This is a genomic window from Thioalkalivibrio sp. ALM2T, from assembly GCF_000381505.1.
Lineage (GTDB): Bacteria > Pseudomonadota > Gammaproteobacteria > Ectothiorhodospirales > Ectothiorhodospiraceae > Thioalkalivibrio > Thioalkalivibrio versutus.
In genome coordinates, this window is sequence record NZ_KB906566.1 from 90,172 (window position 1) to 105,962 (window position 15,791).

Below are 15,791 nucleotides of genomic sequence, written 5' to 3' on the forward strand. Positions count from 1 at the left end.
CCGTAAATTTCCGAATATCCAGTGACTTTCGACTGCCCTGTTTCGATATTGCAACAGACGAAACCCGAATCGCACAGAGACATTCCGGCAAACTGTACTCCGGAAGACACACAACCCTGCTAAGGGTTCCTGAAACCGCGGATTTGGCACCCGAACCCGGACCCCAGGAAACGGTACCGGTCAGACAAAAAGACCCCGCCGAAGCGGGGTCCCTAGGTACATCAACGATGCACGGGTAAAGCGGCGAATTACATCATGCCGCCCATGCCACCCATGCCGCCCATGCCACCCATACCGCCCATGTCGTCGCCACCGGCGCCGCCACCGTCATCCTTCTTCGGGATGTCGGCAATCATGGCCTCGGTGGTGATCAGCAGGGCCGCGACCGATGCGGCGTTCTGCAGCGCGGAACGGGTCACCTTGGTCGGGTCCAGGATGCCCATGTCGATCATGTCGCCGAACTCGCCGCTGGCGGCGTTGTAGCCGTAGTTGCCCTTGCCTTCCAGGACCTGATTGAGGACCACGGACGGCTCGTCACCGGAGTTGAAGACGATCTGGCGCAGCGGCTCTTCCATCGCACGACGGCAGATGTTGATACCGGCGGTCTGCTCATCGTTCTCACCCTTGAGCTTGGTGATCGCGGCGCAGGCACGCAGCAGGGCCACGCCACCGCCGGGGACCACGCCTTCTTCCACCGCCGCACGCGTGGCATGCAGGGCGTCTTCGACGCGGGCCTTCTTCTCTTTCATTTCGATCTCGGTGGCAGCACCGACCTTGATCACGGCCACACCGCCGGCCAGCTTAGCCACGCGTTCCTGCAGCTTTTCCTTGTCGTAGTCGGAGCTCGCTTCCTCGATCTGCGCACGGATCTGGTCGACGCGGCCCTTGATGTCCTTGTTGGACCCCATGCCGTCGATGATCGTGGTGTTCTCCTTGGTCACCTGCACCTTCTTGGCGCGGCCCAGGTCTTCTACCGTGGTCTTCTCCAGCGACAGGCCAACCTCTTCCGAGATCACCTGGCCACCGGTCAGCACGGCGATGTCCTGCAGCATGGCCTTGCGGCGATCACCGAAGCCCGGGGCCTTCACGGCGGCGACCTTGACGATGCCGCGCATGGAGTTGACGACCAGGGTCGCCAGGGCTTCGCCCTCGATGTCCTCGGCGATGATCAGCAGCGGCTTGTTGGCCTTGGCCACGCCTTCGAGGATCGGCAGCAGATCACGGATGTTCGCGATTTTCTTGTCGAACAGCAGGATGTACGCATCCTCCAGCTCGGCACTCATGTTCTGCTGGTTGTTGATGAAGTAGGGCGACAGGTAGCCGCGATCGAACTGCATGCCTTCGACGACATCCAGCTCGTTTTCCAGCGAGGAGCCTTCCTCGACGGTGATCACGCCTTCCTTGCCGACCTTGTCCATCGCATCGGCAATGATCTCGCCGATCGCGGTGTCGGAGTTCGCGGAGATCGAGCCCACCTGGGCGATCGCCTTGTGCTCGGTGCACGGCTTGGAGAGCTTCTTCAGCTCTTCGGTGGCGGCCTTCACGGCCTTGTCGATGCCGCGCTTGAGATCCATCGGGTTCATGCCGGCGGTGACGGCCTTCATGCCCTCGCGGACGATGGACTGGGCCAGCACGGTCGCGGTGGTGGTGCCGTCACCGGCGGTGTCGGAGGTCTGCGAGGAGACTTCCTTGACCAGCTGGGCGCCCATGTTCTCGAACTTGTCTTCCAGCTCGATTTCCTTGGCCACGGACACGCCGTCCTTGGTCACGGTCGGGGCACCAAAGGCCTTGTCCAGGACCACGTTGCGGCCCTTCGGACCGAGGGTGACCTTCACGGCGTTGGCCAGGGTGTTTACACCCTTGGCCATGCGGGTACGGGCGTCGGTACCAAAGCGTACTTCTTTAGAGCTCATGATTCGTTCTACTCCTGAAAATTCGTGTTAGACGGTCGCGGTTCGGGGCCTTAGCCCTCGATGACGGCCATGATGTCGTCTTCGCGCATCACGAGGACTTCGTCGCCATCGACCTTGACCTCGGTGCCGGAGTACTTGCCGAACAGGACCGTGTCTCCGGCCTTCACGTCCAGGGGACGGGCTTCGCCGTTGTCCAGGATCTTGCCGTTGCCTACTGCAACCACTTCGCCACGGATCGGCTTCTCGGCCGCGGAATCCGGGATCACGATGCCGCCGGGGGTGGTGCGTTCTTCTTCCATACGCTTCACGATGACTCGATCGTGCAAAGGACGCAGGTTCATGGCGCGAACTCCTTAATAGAATGTCTCAAACAGGAAAATTGGTTTGTCGGGCGGGCACCCTGTTAGCACCCACCCCTGACGAGTGCTAATAATAGGGGCACACAAGGGCGAGTCAAGAGCGCGCGTTACGAAAACGGGGCCAGAAACGTGAATCAGCGACGGTCGTCGTGGTCCAGACGGTCGTCGGGCGCCTCGGGGCGGTCGTCGTGGTGGCGGAATTCGCCCTCGATGGTACCGCCGCCCTGCGGCCCACCAGGGCCACCGGTGCGCGTGCGGACCATGCCGCGGCGCAGGATGCCGGCGGCCGCCCAGCGCCGCAGCGGCGGAATCAACAGCACGAAGCCGGCGGCATCGGTAAAGAACCCCGGCAGCAACAGCAGCACGGCGGCCGACATCAGCAGCCAGCCCTCGACCAGCCCGCGCGCCGGGACCTCCCCCCGCGCCAGGCTTTGTTGCAGCCGTCGCCAATGGTAGAAGCCCTGCAATCGGAACAACATCAACCCGGCCGCCGCCGTGACGATCACCAGCACCACCGTCATCAGGGCGCCCACGGCATCGCCCACCCAGGCGAAGCCGAAGATCTCGAGCAGCACCAGACCGAGAAAGACAAACAGGGGAAAGAGGGGGTTGCGCATCGAAGGGTTCCGCAGATCAGGCCTGTTTATTGGAACATGCGCCCCGGGTGGTGTCGATTGGAACCTCGCTGATGCGCGGACACTCCAATTTCCAGGCACCCGCGGGGAGCCCGCCCCCTTTGTCCTTGCACGGCAAAGGGAATTAAGCCAGTCTCCTGCACGTCATTGGTGCATACGGCTATCTACATATTCGGAGAGTGACGGCTCATGTTGCGTAATCCAATCCTGATGCTGGCCCTGCTGGCCTTCCTTGTCCCCGCTCTGGCAACCGCCGCGGTCGAAGACCCGCGCGATCCGACACATCACTTCTTCGACCCGACCTTCGGCGAGTTCCCCGAAGAGCTGGAAGACGCGCGCGCGGCCGGCAAGAAAGGCATCCTGATCTTTTTCGAGATGGCCGACTGCCCGTTCTGCCACCGCATGAAAAACCAGGTACTGAACCAGCCCGAGGTTCAGGAATACTTCAGCGAGCACTTCCGGGTGTTCAGCGTCGATGTCGAGGGCGCCATCGAGATCGTCACCTTCGAGGGCGAGACCAAGACCCAGATGGACTGGGCCACCCGCGACTACCGGGTGCGCGCCACACCGGTGTTCCAGTTCTTCAACCTCGAGGGTGAACCGATCGCCCGCTTCACCGGGGCCACCCGCGACTCCCGCGAATTCCTGCAGCTGGGCGAGTTTGTCGCCGAGGGGCATTACAAGGACCAGAACTTCACGCGCTTCAAGCGCGAGCAGGACGGTCGCTAAACCCATCTTCTTGCCACTCCCGAGGATCGACGCCTGATGTCGCCGATGCACCCCCGCTCGTCCTGCACCGGACGCCGGCGGCCCCTGGCTCGCCTGCTACTGGCCAGTCTGCTCCTGTGGCCCCTGGTCGGGCCGGCGACCGCACAGGAAGCCGGCGGCGCAACCGGCCTCGGCCCGCTGCCCAACCCGATGCGGGTGGGTGACGCCCTGGAGCGAGTCGACGCCCTGCACCCTCGGGTGCGCCAGGCGCGCGCCGACCGCGAACAGGCCCGCGCCGCCCTGGAGTCAACCCGGGCCGAGCGTGATGCGCGCGTCGACGCGCGGCTTGAGGCCCGCTGGATCGAGCCCAACGACCTGATTGCCGACCGCAGCCGCAACGACTCCCGCGCCTCCATCGTTGCCCGCAAACTGCTGGGCGATTTCGGGCAGTCGCATGCACGCGAATCCGCAGGCGAACAGCGACTCGAGGCCGCCCGCCAGCAGGAGGAACTGACCCACGCCCGTCACCGCATCCACGTCCTCGAGCGCTACTTCGAGGTGCTGCTGGCAGATCTCGCCTTCGCCCGCGACACCGAGGCCATGGCCGCCGCCTACGTATCCAAGGAACGGGCCGAGGAGCGCAACCAGCGCGGTCAGGTCTCGGACATCGAGGTCTTCCGCCAGGAATCCGAATACCAGACCCTGCGCGTGCAACGCACCCGCGCCCTGCAGGACCAGGCCCGCACCCGGGCCGCGCTGGCCGAGGCCCTGAACCGCCCCGACCGGCGCGTGCGTACCGTACTCGCCCCCATGCTGCCTCTGGATCTGCCCGAACTGCCCGAACTGGATGCGCTGCTCGCCGAACTCGATAACACCAGTCCGCGCCTGATGGCCGAGCGCCGCCACGTCGAGGCCGCCAGCCGCGAGGTGGCAGCCTCGCGCGCGCAACGCCGGCCGCGCCTGTACGCCGAGGCCGAATCCGGCTGGTGGCACCGCGACCTCGGCGGCAGCGATCGCAACCCGTTCGCCGCCGGCCTGGTCCTGGAAATCCCGCTGTACGAAGGCCGCCGCCACGACAGTCGGGTCGGGCAGGCCGTCGCCGCCCGCCATCGAGCCGAGGCCGAGCTGGGCGAGGCCCGCATCGAGGCGCGCAACCGCCTGCGCGAGCTGTACGACGAGATCCGCGCACTACGAACCCAGCGCGACGAGGCCGCCTGGCGCATGGACTATCGCGAGCTGTACATCGACCGCGCGCGCTACCTGTACGACATCGAGGACCAGGCCGACCTGGGCGACTCGATGGTCCAGCAAAGCGCCGCGGCGCACTTCAATGCAAGCACCGAATTCCAACTGGCCCTGGCCTACGAGCGCCTGGCCCTGCTGAGCGGGCGCGACGAGCTGAGCCCGTTCCGCGCCACGGACGAAAACCCTTGAGCCGCCCACCCACCGGCGACCGGACGGGAGACCTGACCATGCCCCGCATATTCCATGTCCCATCCCTGCTGACCACCGGCAGCCTGCTGGCCCTGCTCGCCCTGGCGCCAGTGCCCGTGCTGGGCGAGGACGGCTTCGCGGCCCAACTCGACTGGGGTGAGCGCTACCGCATTACCGCCCCGATCGCGGGCCGTATCGAAGCAATCGAGACCCGTGCCGGCGACCGGGTCGAGGCCGACGACGTCCTGTTCCGGCTGGATACCCGGCGCGGCGATGCCGACCTGCGCGCCGCCCGCGCGATCATGGAACGCCTGCAGATGGAGCTGGACGAAGCCGAGCGCGAGCGCGACAAGGCCGACGATCTCTACGACCAGACCCTGATCGCCGCCCGCGAACTGGAGTTGGCACGTATCGAGTACGCGACCGTCGCGGCCCGCCTGGCCGAGGCCCGCGCCCAGCGCGACCGCATCCGCGCCGATCTCGAGGACGCGACGATTCGCGCCCCGGCCAGCGGGCGCCTGGTGCGCATCGACGCCAACACGGGGCAGTACGTCAATCCGGCGTTGCTGCCGCCGGTCCTGGCGATCCTTGGCACCATCGACCCGATGCGCGCCGTGGCCACCGTCCCGGCCGCCACCGCCGCCGACCTGGAACCCGGGGAGACCGTTACGGTCGTAGTCGGCGACCAGCGTCTTTCCGGCACCATTGCGACCATCGGCTGGGAGCTCACCGGCGAAGAGCCCGAGCAGGGTTACCGCGTCGAGGTCGAATTCTCGCCGATGGACGACACCCCACTGCGCCCGGGTCAGCCCGCACGGATCGAACGGGACTCCTGATACATGAGCAATGAGCAATCGCCATCCAGCGCCCGCGCCTGGCTGGTCATTACCACACTCGACGACCCGAACACGGCGGACACCCTGGCCGGCGCCCTGGTGAAGCAGGGTCTGGCCGCGTGCGTGCATATCCTCCCGCCCGGACGCTCGGTCTACATGTGGAAAGGGAATATCGAAATCGACTCCGAAGTCACTCTACTGATCAAGACCGCGCCTGCGCGCCTGAACGATCTTCAGACGCAGCTGGCTGAACAACACCCCTACGACACACCCGAGATCATCGCCCTGCCGATTGAACGCGGGCTGCCCGATTACCTGGACTGGATAACGCAATGCACCTCATGAATCCGCGCACCTGGCTGGCAACCCTGCTGGTCGCACTCCTGCTGGCCCCGGGACTGACGCACGCCCTCTTCGAGGACGACCTGCTGGACCCGGATGACGCCTTCGCCCTGAGCGCCGAGGCGATCGACGCCGACACGGTACGGCTAACCTGGGACATCGCGGACGAGTACTACATGTACCGCGAGCAGTTCAACTTCACCCCGGAAAGCGACGGGCTGGAACTGGGCGAGGCCGAGATCCCGGATGGCGAGGTCAAGGAGGACGAATTCTTCGGGCGCGTCGAGACCTATCGCGGCCAGGTGCAGGTAGAGCTGCCGATCAAGGCGGCCGACAGCACCAGCATCGAGCTGACCGCGCGCTCGCAGGGCTGCGCGGACCTGGGCGTGTGCTACCCGCCGCACTTCCAGACCGTATCCATCGAGCTGCCCGGCCTGCCAAGCGGCAATGGCGAAACCCGCGCGGACGAAGATGCCGGGGAAGAACGCAGCGCGCTGGGTGACCTGGGCAACCTGTCCGGCGACCTCGGCGCCGCCGATGACCTGCTGGAACCGGAGAAGGCCTTTGCCGCCTCGCTGGAGGCGATCAGCCAGAACGCGGCGATCCTGCGCTTCGACATTGCCGAGGGCTACTATCTCTACCGTGAGCAGCTGGATGTGCGCATCGCCGAAGGCGATGGCATCGAGCTGGGGCCGGTCAACCCACCGGACGGCGAGCTCCAGGAAGACGAGTTCTTTGGCGAGAGCCAGGTCTACCGGGGCCAGGTCGAGATCCTGGTTCCGGTCCTGCGCGACGCGGATGACGTCTCCGAGATCACCCTGGCGATCGACTACCAGGGCTGCGCCGACGCCGGCGTGTGCTACCCGCCGCTGACCCAGGAGGTCTCGGTCTCCTTTGCTGCCGATCTGGCCGCCGAGGCCGACACCGACGCCCTGCCGGAAACCGGCGACGGGGCTGCGGAAGACGACGAGGCCGCGGCACCGGTCACCCAGCAGGACCGCATCGCGGCCCAGCTGGCAGACGGCCAGATCTGGCTGGTGGCCCTGGCCTTCTTCGGCTTCGGGCTGCTGCTGACCTTCACCCCCTGCGTGTTCCCGATGATCCCGATCCTGTCGAACATCATCATCGGGCAGAAGAACCTGACCACACGCAAGGCATTCCTGATCTCGCTGGTGTTCGTGCTGGCCATGGCGCTGACCTACACCATCGCCGGCGTATTCGCGGGCCTGGCGGGTGCCAACCTGCAGGCGGCCTTCCAGAACCCCTGGATTATCGGGACCTTCGTGGCCATCTTCATCGCGCTGGCGATGTCGATGTTCGGCTTCTACGAGCTGCAGATGCCGGCCGGCGTGCAGAGCAAGCTGTCGCAGATCAGCAACAAGCAGGAAGGCGGCACCTACGTCGGCGCCGGCATCATGGGCTTCCTTTCCGCCCTGATCGTCGGCCCCTGCGTGACCGCACCGCTGATCGGGGCGCTGCTCTACATCAGCCACACTGGCGATGCGGTGCTGGGCGGGATCGCGCTGTTCGCGCTGAGCATGGGCATGGGTGCGCCGCTGCTGGTCATCGGCACCTCCGCCGGGCGCCTGCTACCGAAGGCCGGTCCCTGGATGGATACCATCAAGGCGGTGTTCGGGGTCGGCCTGCTGGCCATCGGCATCTGGCTGCTCGAACGGGTGATCCCGGGCGAGGTCGCGATGTTCCTGTGGGCGATCCTGCTGATCGTGACCGCCGTCTACATGGGCGCACTAAGGACCCTGCCGGAGAATGCCTCCGGCTGGTACAGCCTGTGGAAGGGCCTGGGTGTGGTGATCCTGATCTACGGCGTGCTGCTGATGCTCGGCGCGGCGACCGGCGGCAAGGACATCTTCCGCCCGCTGGCCACGTTCAATCAGCCCGCGGTGACGTCCACCGGCGAGCAGTCCGGGCCGACCGAGATGGCGTTCACCTACGTCGACAGCCTCGAGGATCTGGAACGTGAGGTGGCTCAGGCCGGTGAGAACGGCCAGCCGGTGTTTCTCGACTTCTACGCCGACTGGTGCGTGGACTGCGTGCGGCTGGATCGCACCACCTTCCAGGACCCGCGCGTGATCCAGGCCATGGGCGATGTCCACCTGCTGAAGGTCGACGTGACCGACAACACCTCCGAGCACCGCGACCTGATGCGTCACTTCAACCTGTTCGGGCCGCCGGCCATGATCTTCTATGACACCGACGGCAACGAGCTGCGCAACTACCGCAATGTCGGCTACCTGAATGCCGACCGCTTCCTGGCACACGTGGAAAGCGCCATCGGGGTGACGCCATGAAAAACCGCACGCACACACTCGCAGGGGTGGTGGTCGCCACGGCCAGCGCCCTGATCCTGACCGCCTGTGGTGACCCGGAACCCGAGATGGACGCCGGAGCAACCTCTGCCAACGCAGCCACCGAGGTCGCCGCCGAGGAGACCCAGGGCAATCAGCGCATCGACTTCACCCTGCCCGACCTCGCCGGTGAAGAACGCCAGTTCAGTGAGTGGGACGGCGACCTGATCGTGCTGAACTTCTGGGCCACCTGGTGCCCGCCCTGCAAGAAGGAGATGCCGCTGTTCCAGGACACCTTTGATGCCAACCGCGAGGATGGCTTTACCATCGTCGCGGTCGCCGTGGACGAACAGACAGCCACGCAGCATTTCGTCGACGATTTCGGCATCGAATTCCCGGTACTGATCGGCCAGGACGACGCGGTCGCGATCGGCCGGGAATACGGTAACCGCATCGGCGCCCTGCCCTACACCGTACTGATCGACCGTGACGGCACCATCCTCGACACCCACCGCGGCGAGGTGGAGCCCGCTGACCTGGATGGCTGGCTGGAGGCGCACCTGTAACGCCCCCACAGGGACGCCAAGGGAGACGCCGATCAACTCGCACGGCCGCGGGCCCCTTCCGCAACAAGGCTGGTAAGCTTGGCCGCCATGACCGAGCGCGAACGCCTGTGGGAACTCGCCCGCCTGATCCGGCTGGATCGCCCGGTGGGCATCTACCTGTTGCTGTGGCCCACCTTCTGGGCCCTGTGGGTGGCGGCCGAGGGCTGGCCGCCGGCCTACCTGATCTTCATCTTTTCCGCCGGCGTGGTGCTGATGCGCTCGGCGGGCTGCGCGATCAACGACTACGCCGACCGCGACTTCGATGGACACGTGGCGCGCACCCGCGACCGGCCGCTGGCGCTCGGCACCATCACCCCGCGCGAGGCGCTGGGAACCTTCGTGGCCCTCAGCGTGGTCGCCTTCGTTCTCGTGCTGTTCACCAATGTACTGACCATCCTGTATTCCCTGGTGGCGGTGGCACTGGCCGGCACCTACCCGTTCTCCAAGCGTTTCCACCACTTCCCGCAGGTCCATCTCGGCGCCGCCTTTGCCTGGGCCGTGCCCATGGCGTTCACCGCCGTCACCGGCGAGCACCCGCCCGAAGTGGCCTGGCTGTTGTTCGTAACCGTGCTGGCGTGGACGGTGGTGTATGACACCTTCTACGGCATGGTGGATCGCGAAGACGACCTGAAGATCGGGGTAAAATCCACGGCCATCGCCTTCGGCGAACTCGACCGCCTGATCACTGGCGGGCTGCAGGTGCTCGTGTGGCTGGGGCTTTATCTCGTCGGCCAGCACGCCGATTTCGGTGGCTACTACACCGCCGGGCTCGTGGTGGTGGCAATGCTGATGTTCTACCAGCAGTTCCTGATCTTCGAACGCGAACCCGCCGACTGTCTGCGCGCCTTCAAAAACAACCACTACCTGGGCGCCGTCATCCTTCTGGCGATGATCGCCGACCACCACCTGGGGGCCTGAATTCCGCGCCCGCACAGTCTCAGGCGCGCGCGAGGACCAGTCCCTCCACCCGTGCGGCACCCTCGCGGCGCAGCACTTCGGCCAGTGCGGCCAGCGTCGCGCCCGTAGTCGCCACGTCATCCACCACCAGCACATGCTGCCCGGCGAGGCTCGAACCGTCCCAGGCAAACGCACCGTGCACATTGCGCCGCCGCGCCTTGCGACCCAGCGCCTGTTGCGACTCGGTCGCGCGGATGCGCCGCAGTCCGCGGGTATCCAGCGGGACATCCAGCACCCTCGCCACACGCCGCGCCAGGTAGTCCGACTGATTGAAACCCCGCTCGCGCAGCCGCCTGCCATGCAGCGGCACGGGGAGCACTAGATCGGGCAGATCGCCGTTCTCGCCCACCAGACGGCCCGCCACCTGCTCCGCCAGGGCCGCGAGGATGCGTTCGGCCCGTGCATTGGCGCCGTGCTTGTAGGCCAGGATCAGCTGATCCAGCGGCCAGGCATAGGCCCAGCCGGCATGCAGTGCATCCAGGACCGGCGCGCGGCGGATGCAAGTCGGGCACACTCCGGCTACCGGCAGGGGCAACGCACAGGTGGGGCAGGGGTGCGCGAGCGGCGCAAGATCCGCCCGGCAATCCGCGCAGATCGCCGGACCGGAGGCCAGGCACAGTCCGCACTGACCGGGGTACAGGGCCTCCCCCAGCCAGTCGACACAGGCCACAGCCCGGGCCCTCAAACGCGCGGCCGGAGACCGCCTGGAAACGGGTCGCAATGAAGGGTCCGGGGCCATAATGGTATGCTCTGCTTTTTGCATGCAGGGTAGACCATGGCCACCAGGACCGTCTCCGGGCGCAGCTCGCGGCGCGCCGCGTCGATGTTCGATATCGGCAACCTGATCAGCGTGTCGATTGCCGGCATCCCGCTGTTCCTGGTGAGCAGCGAGGGCGTCGGGGTCGGCTTCATCATCGCCGCGATCATGGGCATCGTCCCGCTGGTACTGTGGTTTGGCGGCTCGATGCTGGTCTACGCCCTGAACAAGCACCACCCCGATCCCCGCGTCGGCCACTTCACGCAGTGGGCCGCCTATCGCTACTACGCCCTGATGGGCCTGCTGATCGGGGTCGCCACCTTCTTTCCGCCGGATCTGAACTACTACCGCGCCTACTGGGCGGTGGCCGCGGCCATCCTGCTGCCGTGGACGATCTACGCCCTGCTCAATATCTATCGCGAGCCCTGGACGGACGTCGAGATCCCCGCCGAAGCCGACAAGGAACATCATCTATGAGCACGCCCCGCCACGACTGGAACACCGACGAGGTCGAGGCCCTGCTCGACCTGCCGCTGAATGACCTGATCTTCCGCGCGCAGACCGTCCACCGCGAGCACTTCGACCCGAACGCGGTCCAGGTGAGCACGCTGCTGTCGATCAAGACCGGGGCCTGCCCCGAGGACTGCGCCTACTGCCCGCAAAGCGCGCACCACGAGGTCGAGATCGAACGCGAACGCCTGCTGCCGCTGGACGAGGTGCTGGAGGCGGCCCGCAACGCTCGCGCCCAGGGCGCGACCCGCTTCTGCATGGGCGCGGCCTGGCGCAACCCCACCGACAAGAACCTGGAGCGCGTGATCGAGATGGTCCGCGCGGTGAAGGACGAGGGGTTAGAGACCTGCATGACCCTCGGCATGCTGAAGGCCGAGCAGGCCAAACGCCTGTCCGAGGCGGGCCTGGACTACTACAACCACAACCTCGACACCTCGCCGGAGTTCTACGGCCACATCATCTCGACGCGCACCTACGACGACCGTCTCGAGACCCTGGAGCACGTACGCGAGGCGGGCATGAACGTCTGTTGCGGCGGCATCCTCGGCATGGGCGAGTCGCGCCGCGATCGCGCGCGGCTGCTGCAGCAGATGGCCAACCTCCCGAAGCACCCGGAGTCGGTGCCGATCAACCAGCTGATCCAGGTGGAGGGCACGCCGCTGCACGGCATCGAGCACCTCGACCCGCTGGAGTTCGTGCGTACCATCGCGGCCACCCGCATCCTGATGCCGGCGTCCTACGTGCGCCTGTCCGCCGGGCGCACCGAGATGTCCGACGAGATGCAGGCTCTGTGCTTCCTGGCCGGTGCCAACTCGCTGTTCTACGGCGACACCCTGCTGACCACGCCAAACCCCGGCGAGAACCACGACCTGGCACTGTTCGAGCGCCTGGGCCTGCGCCCGGAGACCGGCCCGGAAGCCCCCGCGCAATCGGACCAGCCAGCCTCCGCCTCGGCCTGAGCCAGACCGGCGGTGAGCGGCGGCTTCCCCGACCATTTCTCGGCGGTGGCTACCGCTTACGCCCGCCACCGCCCGGACTACCCGGTCGAGCTGTTTGACTGGCTGGCAGCACGCACCCCGCGGCTCGCACGCGCCTGGGACTGCGCCAGCGGCAACGGCCAGGCCGCGCGGGGCCTGGCGCCGCACTTCTCGCACGTCATCGCCACGGATGCCGCCCCGGCACTACTGGCCGCGCTGCCGGGCGATACCGAAATCGACCGTGTCGCCTGCGCCGCCGAGGCCTGTGCACTGGCCGATGACTCTATCGACCTGGCCTGTGTCGCTCAGGCCGCGCACTGGTTCCGTCACACTGAGTTCCACGACGAGGTTACCCGCGTCCTGCGCCCGGGCGGGCTGCTGGCGATCTGGGGCTACGGCGTGCTGCGCGCCGAGGACCCAGCGCTAGACCGCCTGCTGATCGACTTCCACGATGCCACCCTGGCCCCCTGGTGGCCGGAAGAGCGCCAGCACATCCGCCGCCACTACCGCGACCTTCCGTTTCCCTGGCCCGAGATCGAGGCGCCCGAGTTTCGCATCACGCGCGAATGGGATCGCGCCACCCTGCTGGGCTATCTCGATACCTGGTCCGCGATCCGCCGCGCCCGCGCCGCTGGCCAGGACCCGCTGGCCGCGCTGGCGCCGGCCCTGCAAGCCCTGTGGTCCAACCCGAGCATGCCGGCACGAGTGCACTGGCCGATCTTCCTGCGCGCGGGCCTGCGCCCATGAGCGACTCGCTCGATCATTACCTGGAGCAACGCCTGAACACTGTGCGCGACGCCGGGCTATGGCGCCGCACCCGCATCCTCGATGGCCCGCAACGCCCCGAACAAGTCATCGACGGCCGCAGCGTGATTGCCTTCTGCTCCAACGACTACCTGGGCCTGGCCGGTGACCCGGCGGTCGCCGCCGCCGCCCGCAAGGCGCTGGATCAGTACGGCGTCGGCGCGGGTTCGGCCCACCTGATCAACGGCCACACCCGCGCCCACGACGAGCTGGAACAAGCCCTGGCCCGCTTCACCGGGCGCGCTCGGGCACTCGTCTTCTCCACCGGCTACATGGCCAACCTGGCTCTGGTCCAGGCCCTGGTCGGGCGCCACGATACCGTCTTCGAGGACCGCCTGAACCACGCCTCGCTGATCGACGCCGTGCGCCTGTCGGGCGCGCGCAGCCAGCGCTACCGCCACGCCGAGCCCGAACACCTGCGCGAGCGCCTGGAGAAGGCGCCAACCAACAGCCAGCGTCTGATCGTCACCGACGGCGTGTTCTCCATGGATGGCGACATCGCCCCGCTCCCGGAACTCGCCGCCCTGGCGCGCGAGTACGATGCCTGGCTGATGGTGGACGACGCCCACGGCCTGTCGGTTCTGGGCGACACCGGCGGCGGCAGTTGCCAGCACTTCGGTCTCGGCGGCGACGACGTACCGGTCCTGATGGGCACCCTGGGCAAGGGCTTCGGCACCGCCGGGGCCTTCGTGGCCGGCTCCGAACCGCTGATCGAGACCCTGATCCAGACCGCGCGCCCCTACATCTACACCACCGCGATGCCGGCCGCCCTGGCCGTCGCCACCCTGGCCTCGGTGCAAATCGCCGCGTCCGCCCACGACCGCCGCGAGCACATCCAGAACCTGTTGCGACGCTTGTGCGACGGGCTGGATCGCCTCGGCCTGCCACACCCACCGCCCCTCACACCCATCCAGCCTGTCACCCTGGGCACCGCCACTCGCGCGAGCGCCGTCGCCGAGCGCCTGTTCGAGGCCGGCTTCCTGGTCCCCGCGATCCGCCCCCCGACCGTCCCGGAAGGCGAGGCCCGCCTGCGCATCACCCTGTCCGCCGCCCACACCCAAACGCAGGTCGACGCACTGCTGCAGGCGCTGGAACGCGCCCTCGATCAGACCTAGACATGACTCTGCTCGAACGCCGCAACCGCGACTTCGCGATGACCATCGACGGCCAGAGCCACACCGTTACCGCCTGCCCAGACGAACCCGGCCACAGGGACATCCACGGATAGACCCAGTTGCGGACTATCCACCAACCGTCATTGCGAGGAGCAAAGCGACGAAGCAATCGTCATCCGGATGCCCACGGGCAGATTATTGGCAGATTACCTACCCCGGCAGATCGCTTCGTCGCCTTCGGCTCCTCGCAATGACGACTTGGTCGTCTCACCGCGTTGCAGCGCGGACGCGTGAATGAATCAACGTCGCCCTAAAGCTCGCCGCGTTCGGCGAGGGAGACGGCCTCGTCGGCAATGATCACGTGGTCGAGGACGCGGATGTCGACCAGCCCCAGGGCGTCGGCCAGGCGGCGGGTGATGGCGACGTCCGAACGCGATGGCTCGGCCACACCCGAGGGGTGATTGTGGGCCAGGATGACGGCGGCCGCGTTGTGGTGCAGGGCGCGGCGCACGACCTCGCGCGGGTGCACCGAGGCGCCGTCGATGGTGCCGCGAAAGAGCTCCTCGAACGCGATCACCCGATGGCGGTTGTCCAGGAACAGGACGCCAAAGACCTCGAATGGATAGTCGCGCAGACGCGATGCAAGAAACTGGCGAGTGGTCGCGGGCGAGGTCAGGGCATCACCGCGGTCGAGGTCAGCGGCCAGATGCCGCCGCCCCATCTCCAGCACGGCCTGGAGCTGGGCGTACTTGGCCGCACCCAGTCCCGGTGCCGCGCAGAACCCTGCCTGATCGGCCTGTAACAGCGGCCGCAGCCCACCGAAGCGGCTGAGCAGATCCCGCGCGAGATCGACCGCGCTCTTGCCAGCCACGCCGGTGCGCAGAAAGATTGCCAGCAGCTCCGCATCCGACAGCGCGGCCGCGCCGCGCTCGATCAGCTTTTCCCGCGGGCGCTCGGCCGCGGGCCAGTCGGTAATCGCCATCACCACCTCCCTGTGGTTGCGTTACGTTCGATTTTTTCGGTCCGGGTCCGCCTCCGCGGATCGTGTCATCCAATGGAGGTCGGGTGCGTTGAGCCCCGCGAAACGCACCGTTCAAACGCTCGGACCATCCACCATCGTCCGGGGGCGCCCCACACCTCCGCGATGCGATTCGCGGCGCTCATCCGCATCCTACAACCCGGAACTGCGCCCAACCGTAGATACCGTCTTGATCTATGAGTTGCAAGGCATGTCATTACGGGGTTGATACGGGGTTTGCGACTTGAGCACGCCGAAGGCGATGTGCAGGAGCTTGCGCATGGCCGCCCCGATCGCCGCCATCTTGGCCTTGCCCCGCCTCAGGAGGCGGTGATACTGGTGCCGCACGTCCGGGTTGTAGCGGGTGGCCACCACAGCCGCCATGTAGAGCGTCTTGCGCAGCCGGCCCGAGCCGGCCTTCGCCAGTCGCGGGGGCCGCTGGATCGAGGTCCCGGACTCCTGATGGACCGGTACCAGCCCATGGAACGCCGCCGCCTGCCGGGCGCTCGTGAACG

At 66.9% G+C, this 15,791-nt stretch carries 17 protein-coding genes; 11 read left to right on the forward strand and 6 right to left on the reverse strand.

The window, feature by feature from the left end; all coding sequences use genetic code 11:
* Positions 1-248: 248 nt before the first annotated feature.
* The 3 genes from groL to F816_RS0111120 all read right to left on the reverse strand — a co-directional run bounded on the left by groL (position 249) and on the right by F816_RS0111120 (position 2,889).
* Positions 249-1,913, reverse strand: coding sequence for a chaperonin GroEL (gene groL, locus F816_RS0111110; protein WP_019594782.1), 1,665 nt, complete (start codon positions 1,911-1,913; stop codon positions 249-251).
* Positions 1,914-1,963: 50 nt separating this feature from the next.
* Positions 1,964-2,254, reverse strand: coding sequence for a co-chaperone GroES (gene groES / locus F816_RS0111115; RefSeq protein WP_018937313.1), 291 nt, complete (start codon positions 2,252-2,254; stop codon positions 1,964-1,966).
* 152 nt (positions 2,255-2,406) lie between these two features.
* The gene (locus F816_RS0111120) at positions 2,407-2,889 is read right to left on the reverse strand and encodes an FxsA family protein (protein WP_019594783.1); all 483 of its coding nucleotides are present in this window, start codon (positions 2,887-2,889) and stop codon (positions 2,407-2,409) included.
* A 207-nt stretch (positions 2,890-3,096) separates the two neighbouring features.
* Between F816_RS0111120 and F816_RS0111125 the strand changes: the two genes are divergently transcribed.
* From F816_RS0111125 to ubiA, 7 genes are all read left to right on the forward strand, one after another.
* On the forward strand, positions 3,097-3,636 hold the full coding sequence (locus F816_RS0111125) for a thioredoxin family protein (RefSeq protein ID WP_018145208.1): 540 nt from the start codon (positions 3,097-3,099) through the stop codon (positions 3,634-3,636).
* 36 nt (positions 3,637-3,672) lie between these two features.
* On the forward strand, positions 3,673-5,049 hold the full coding sequence (locus F816_RS0111130) for a TolC family protein (protein WP_019594784.1): 1,377 nt from the start codon (positions 3,673-3,675) through the stop codon (positions 5,047-5,049).
* Positions 5,050-5,087: 38 nt separating this feature from the next.
* Positions 5,088-5,885, forward strand: a complete 798-nt coding sequence (locus tag F816_RS0111135; RefSeq protein ID WP_019594785.1) for an efflux RND transporter periplasmic adaptor subunit — start codon at positions 5,088-5,090, stop codon at positions 5,883-5,885.
* 3 nt (positions 5,886-5,888) lie between these two features.
* A complete protein-coding gene (gene cutA / locus F816_RS0111140) occupies positions 5,889-6,230 on the forward strand; it encodes a divalent-cation tolerance protein CutA (RefSeq protein WP_019594786.1) in 342 nt (113 codons plus the stop codon).
* Entirely contained in the window at positions 6,218-8,536 is a 2,319-nt protein-coding gene (gene dsbD, locus F816_RS0111145; RefSeq protein ID WP_019594787.1) for a protein-disulfide reductase DsbD, read from the forward strand. Before cutA ends, dsbD begins: the two co-directional genes overlap by 13 nt.
* On the forward strand, positions 8,533-9,099 hold the full coding sequence (locus F816_RS0111150) for a TlpA disulfide reductase family protein (protein WP_038085786.1): 567 nt from the start codon (positions 8,533-8,535) through the stop codon (positions 9,097-9,099). The genes dsbD and F816_RS0111150 overlap by 4 nt, the downstream gene beginning before the upstream one ends.
* A gap of 87 nt (positions 9,100-9,186) precedes the next feature.
* Entirely contained in the window at positions 9,187-10,056 is an 870-nt protein-coding gene (gene ubiA, locus F816_RS0111155) for a 4-hydroxybenzoate octaprenyltransferase (protein WP_019594789.1), read from the forward strand.
* Between the two features lie 19 nt (positions 10,057-10,075).
* Here the strand turns inward: ubiA and F816_RS0111160 are convergent, their stop codons facing one another.
* A complete protein-coding gene (locus F816_RS0111160) occupies positions 10,076-10,630 on the reverse strand; it encodes a ComF family protein (protein WP_026333240.1) in 555 nt (184 codons plus the stop codon).
* A 240-nt stretch (positions 10,631-10,870) separates the two neighbouring features.
* Between F816_RS0111160 and F816_RS0111165 the strand changes: the two genes are divergently transcribed.
* From F816_RS0111165 to bioF, 4 genes are read left to right on the forward strand one after another with little or no spacing between them, the layout of a single operon-like run.
* Entirely contained in the window at positions 10,871-11,329 is a 459-nt protein-coding gene (locus F816_RS0111165; RefSeq protein WP_026333241.1) for a hypothetical protein, read from the forward strand.
* Positions 11,326-12,321, forward strand: coding sequence for a biotin synthase BioB (bioB, locus tag F816_RS0111170; RefSeq protein ID WP_019594792.1), 996 nt, complete (start codon positions 11,326-11,328; stop codon positions 12,319-12,321). Before F816_RS0111165 ends, bioB begins: the two co-directional genes overlap by 4 nt.
* Positions 12,322-12,333: 12 nt before the next feature.
* Positions 12,334-13,086 (forward strand): class I SAM-dependent methyltransferase, encoded by a 753-nt coding sequence (locus F816_RS0111175; protein ID WP_019594793.1) that lies wholly within the window; start codon positions 12,334-12,336, stop codon positions 13,084-13,086.
* Entirely contained in the window at positions 13,083-14,258 is a 1,176-nt protein-coding gene (gene bioF, locus F816_RS0111180) for an 8-amino-7-oxononanoate synthase (RefSeq protein ID WP_019594794.1), read from the forward strand. Before F816_RS0111175 ends, bioF begins: the two co-directional genes overlap by 4 nt.
* A gap of 310 nt (positions 14,259-14,568) precedes the next feature.
* Here the strand turns inward: bioF and radC are convergent, their stop codons facing one another.
* Together radC and F816_RS0111195 are read right to left on the reverse strand one after the other, a co-directional pair.
* Positions 14,569-15,240 carry a DNA repair protein RadC gene (gene radC / locus F816_RS0111190; protein WP_019594796.1) on the reverse strand — a complete coding sequence of 224 codons (672 nt, stop codon included), beginning with the start codon at positions 15,238-15,240 and terminating at the stop codon, positions 14,569-14,571.
* A 231-nt stretch (positions 15,241-15,471) separates the two neighbouring features.
* On the reverse strand, positions 15,472-15,791 hold a 320-nt coding region (locus F816_RS0111195; RefSeq protein WP_019594797.1), incomplete at its 5' end, for an IS110 family transposase.

Bases quoted from the DNA above. Each gene is read 5' to 3' on its own strand.
- F816_RS0111120 (WP_019594783.1), bottom strand. From the start codon at position 2,889: ATGCGCAACCCCCTCTTTCCCCTGTTTGTCTTTCTCGGTCTGGTGCTG.
- F816_RS0111135 (WP_019594785.1), top strand. From the start codon at position 5,088: ATGCCCCGCATATTCCATGTCCCATCCCTGCTGACCACCGGCAGCCTG.
- groL (WP_019594782.1), bottom strand. From the start codon at position 1,913: ATGAGCTCTAAAGAAGTACGCTTTGGTACCGACGCCCGTACCCGCATG.
- dsbD (WP_019594787.1), top strand. From the start codon at position 6,218: ATGCACCTCATGAATCCGCGCACCTGGCTGGCAACCCTGCTGGTCGCA.
- ubiA (WP_019594789.1), top strand. From the start codon at position 9,187: ATGACCGAGCGCGAACGCCTGTGGGAACTCGCCCGCCTGATCCGGCTG.
- bioB (WP_019594792.1), top strand. From the start codon at position 11,326: ATGAGCACGCCCCGCCACGACTGGAACACCGACGAGGTCGAGGCCCTG.
- bioF (WP_019594794.1), top strand. From the start codon at position 13,083: ATGAGCGACTCGCTCGATCATTACCTGGAGCAACGCCTGAACACTGTG.
- F816_RS0111150 (WP_038085786.1), top strand. From the start codon at position 8,533: ATGAAAAACCGCACGCACACACTCGCAGGGGTGGTGGTCGCCACGGCC.
- F816_RS0111125 (WP_018145208.1), top strand. From the start codon at position 3,097: ATGTTGCGTAATCCAATCCTGATGCTGGCCCTGCTGGCCTTCCTTGTC.
- groES (WP_018937313.1), bottom strand. From the start codon at position 2,254: ATGAACCTGCGTCCTTTGCACGATCGAGTCATCGTGAAGCGTATGGAA.
- cutA (WP_019594786.1), top strand. From the start codon at position 5,889: ATGAGCAATGAGCAATCGCCATCCAGCGCCCGCGCCTGGCTGGTCATT.
- radC (WP_019594796.1), bottom strand. From the start codon at position 15,240: ATGGCGATTACCGACTGGCCCGCGGCCGAGCGCCCGCGGGAAAAGCTG.
- F816_RS0111130 (WP_019594784.1), top strand. From the start codon at position 3,673: ATGTCGCCGATGCACCCCCGCTCGTCCTGCACCGGACGCCGGCGGCCC.
- F816_RS0111165 (WP_026333241.1), top strand. From the start codon at position 10,871: ATGGCCACCAGGACCGTCTCCGGGCGCAGCTCGCGGCGCGCCGCGTCG.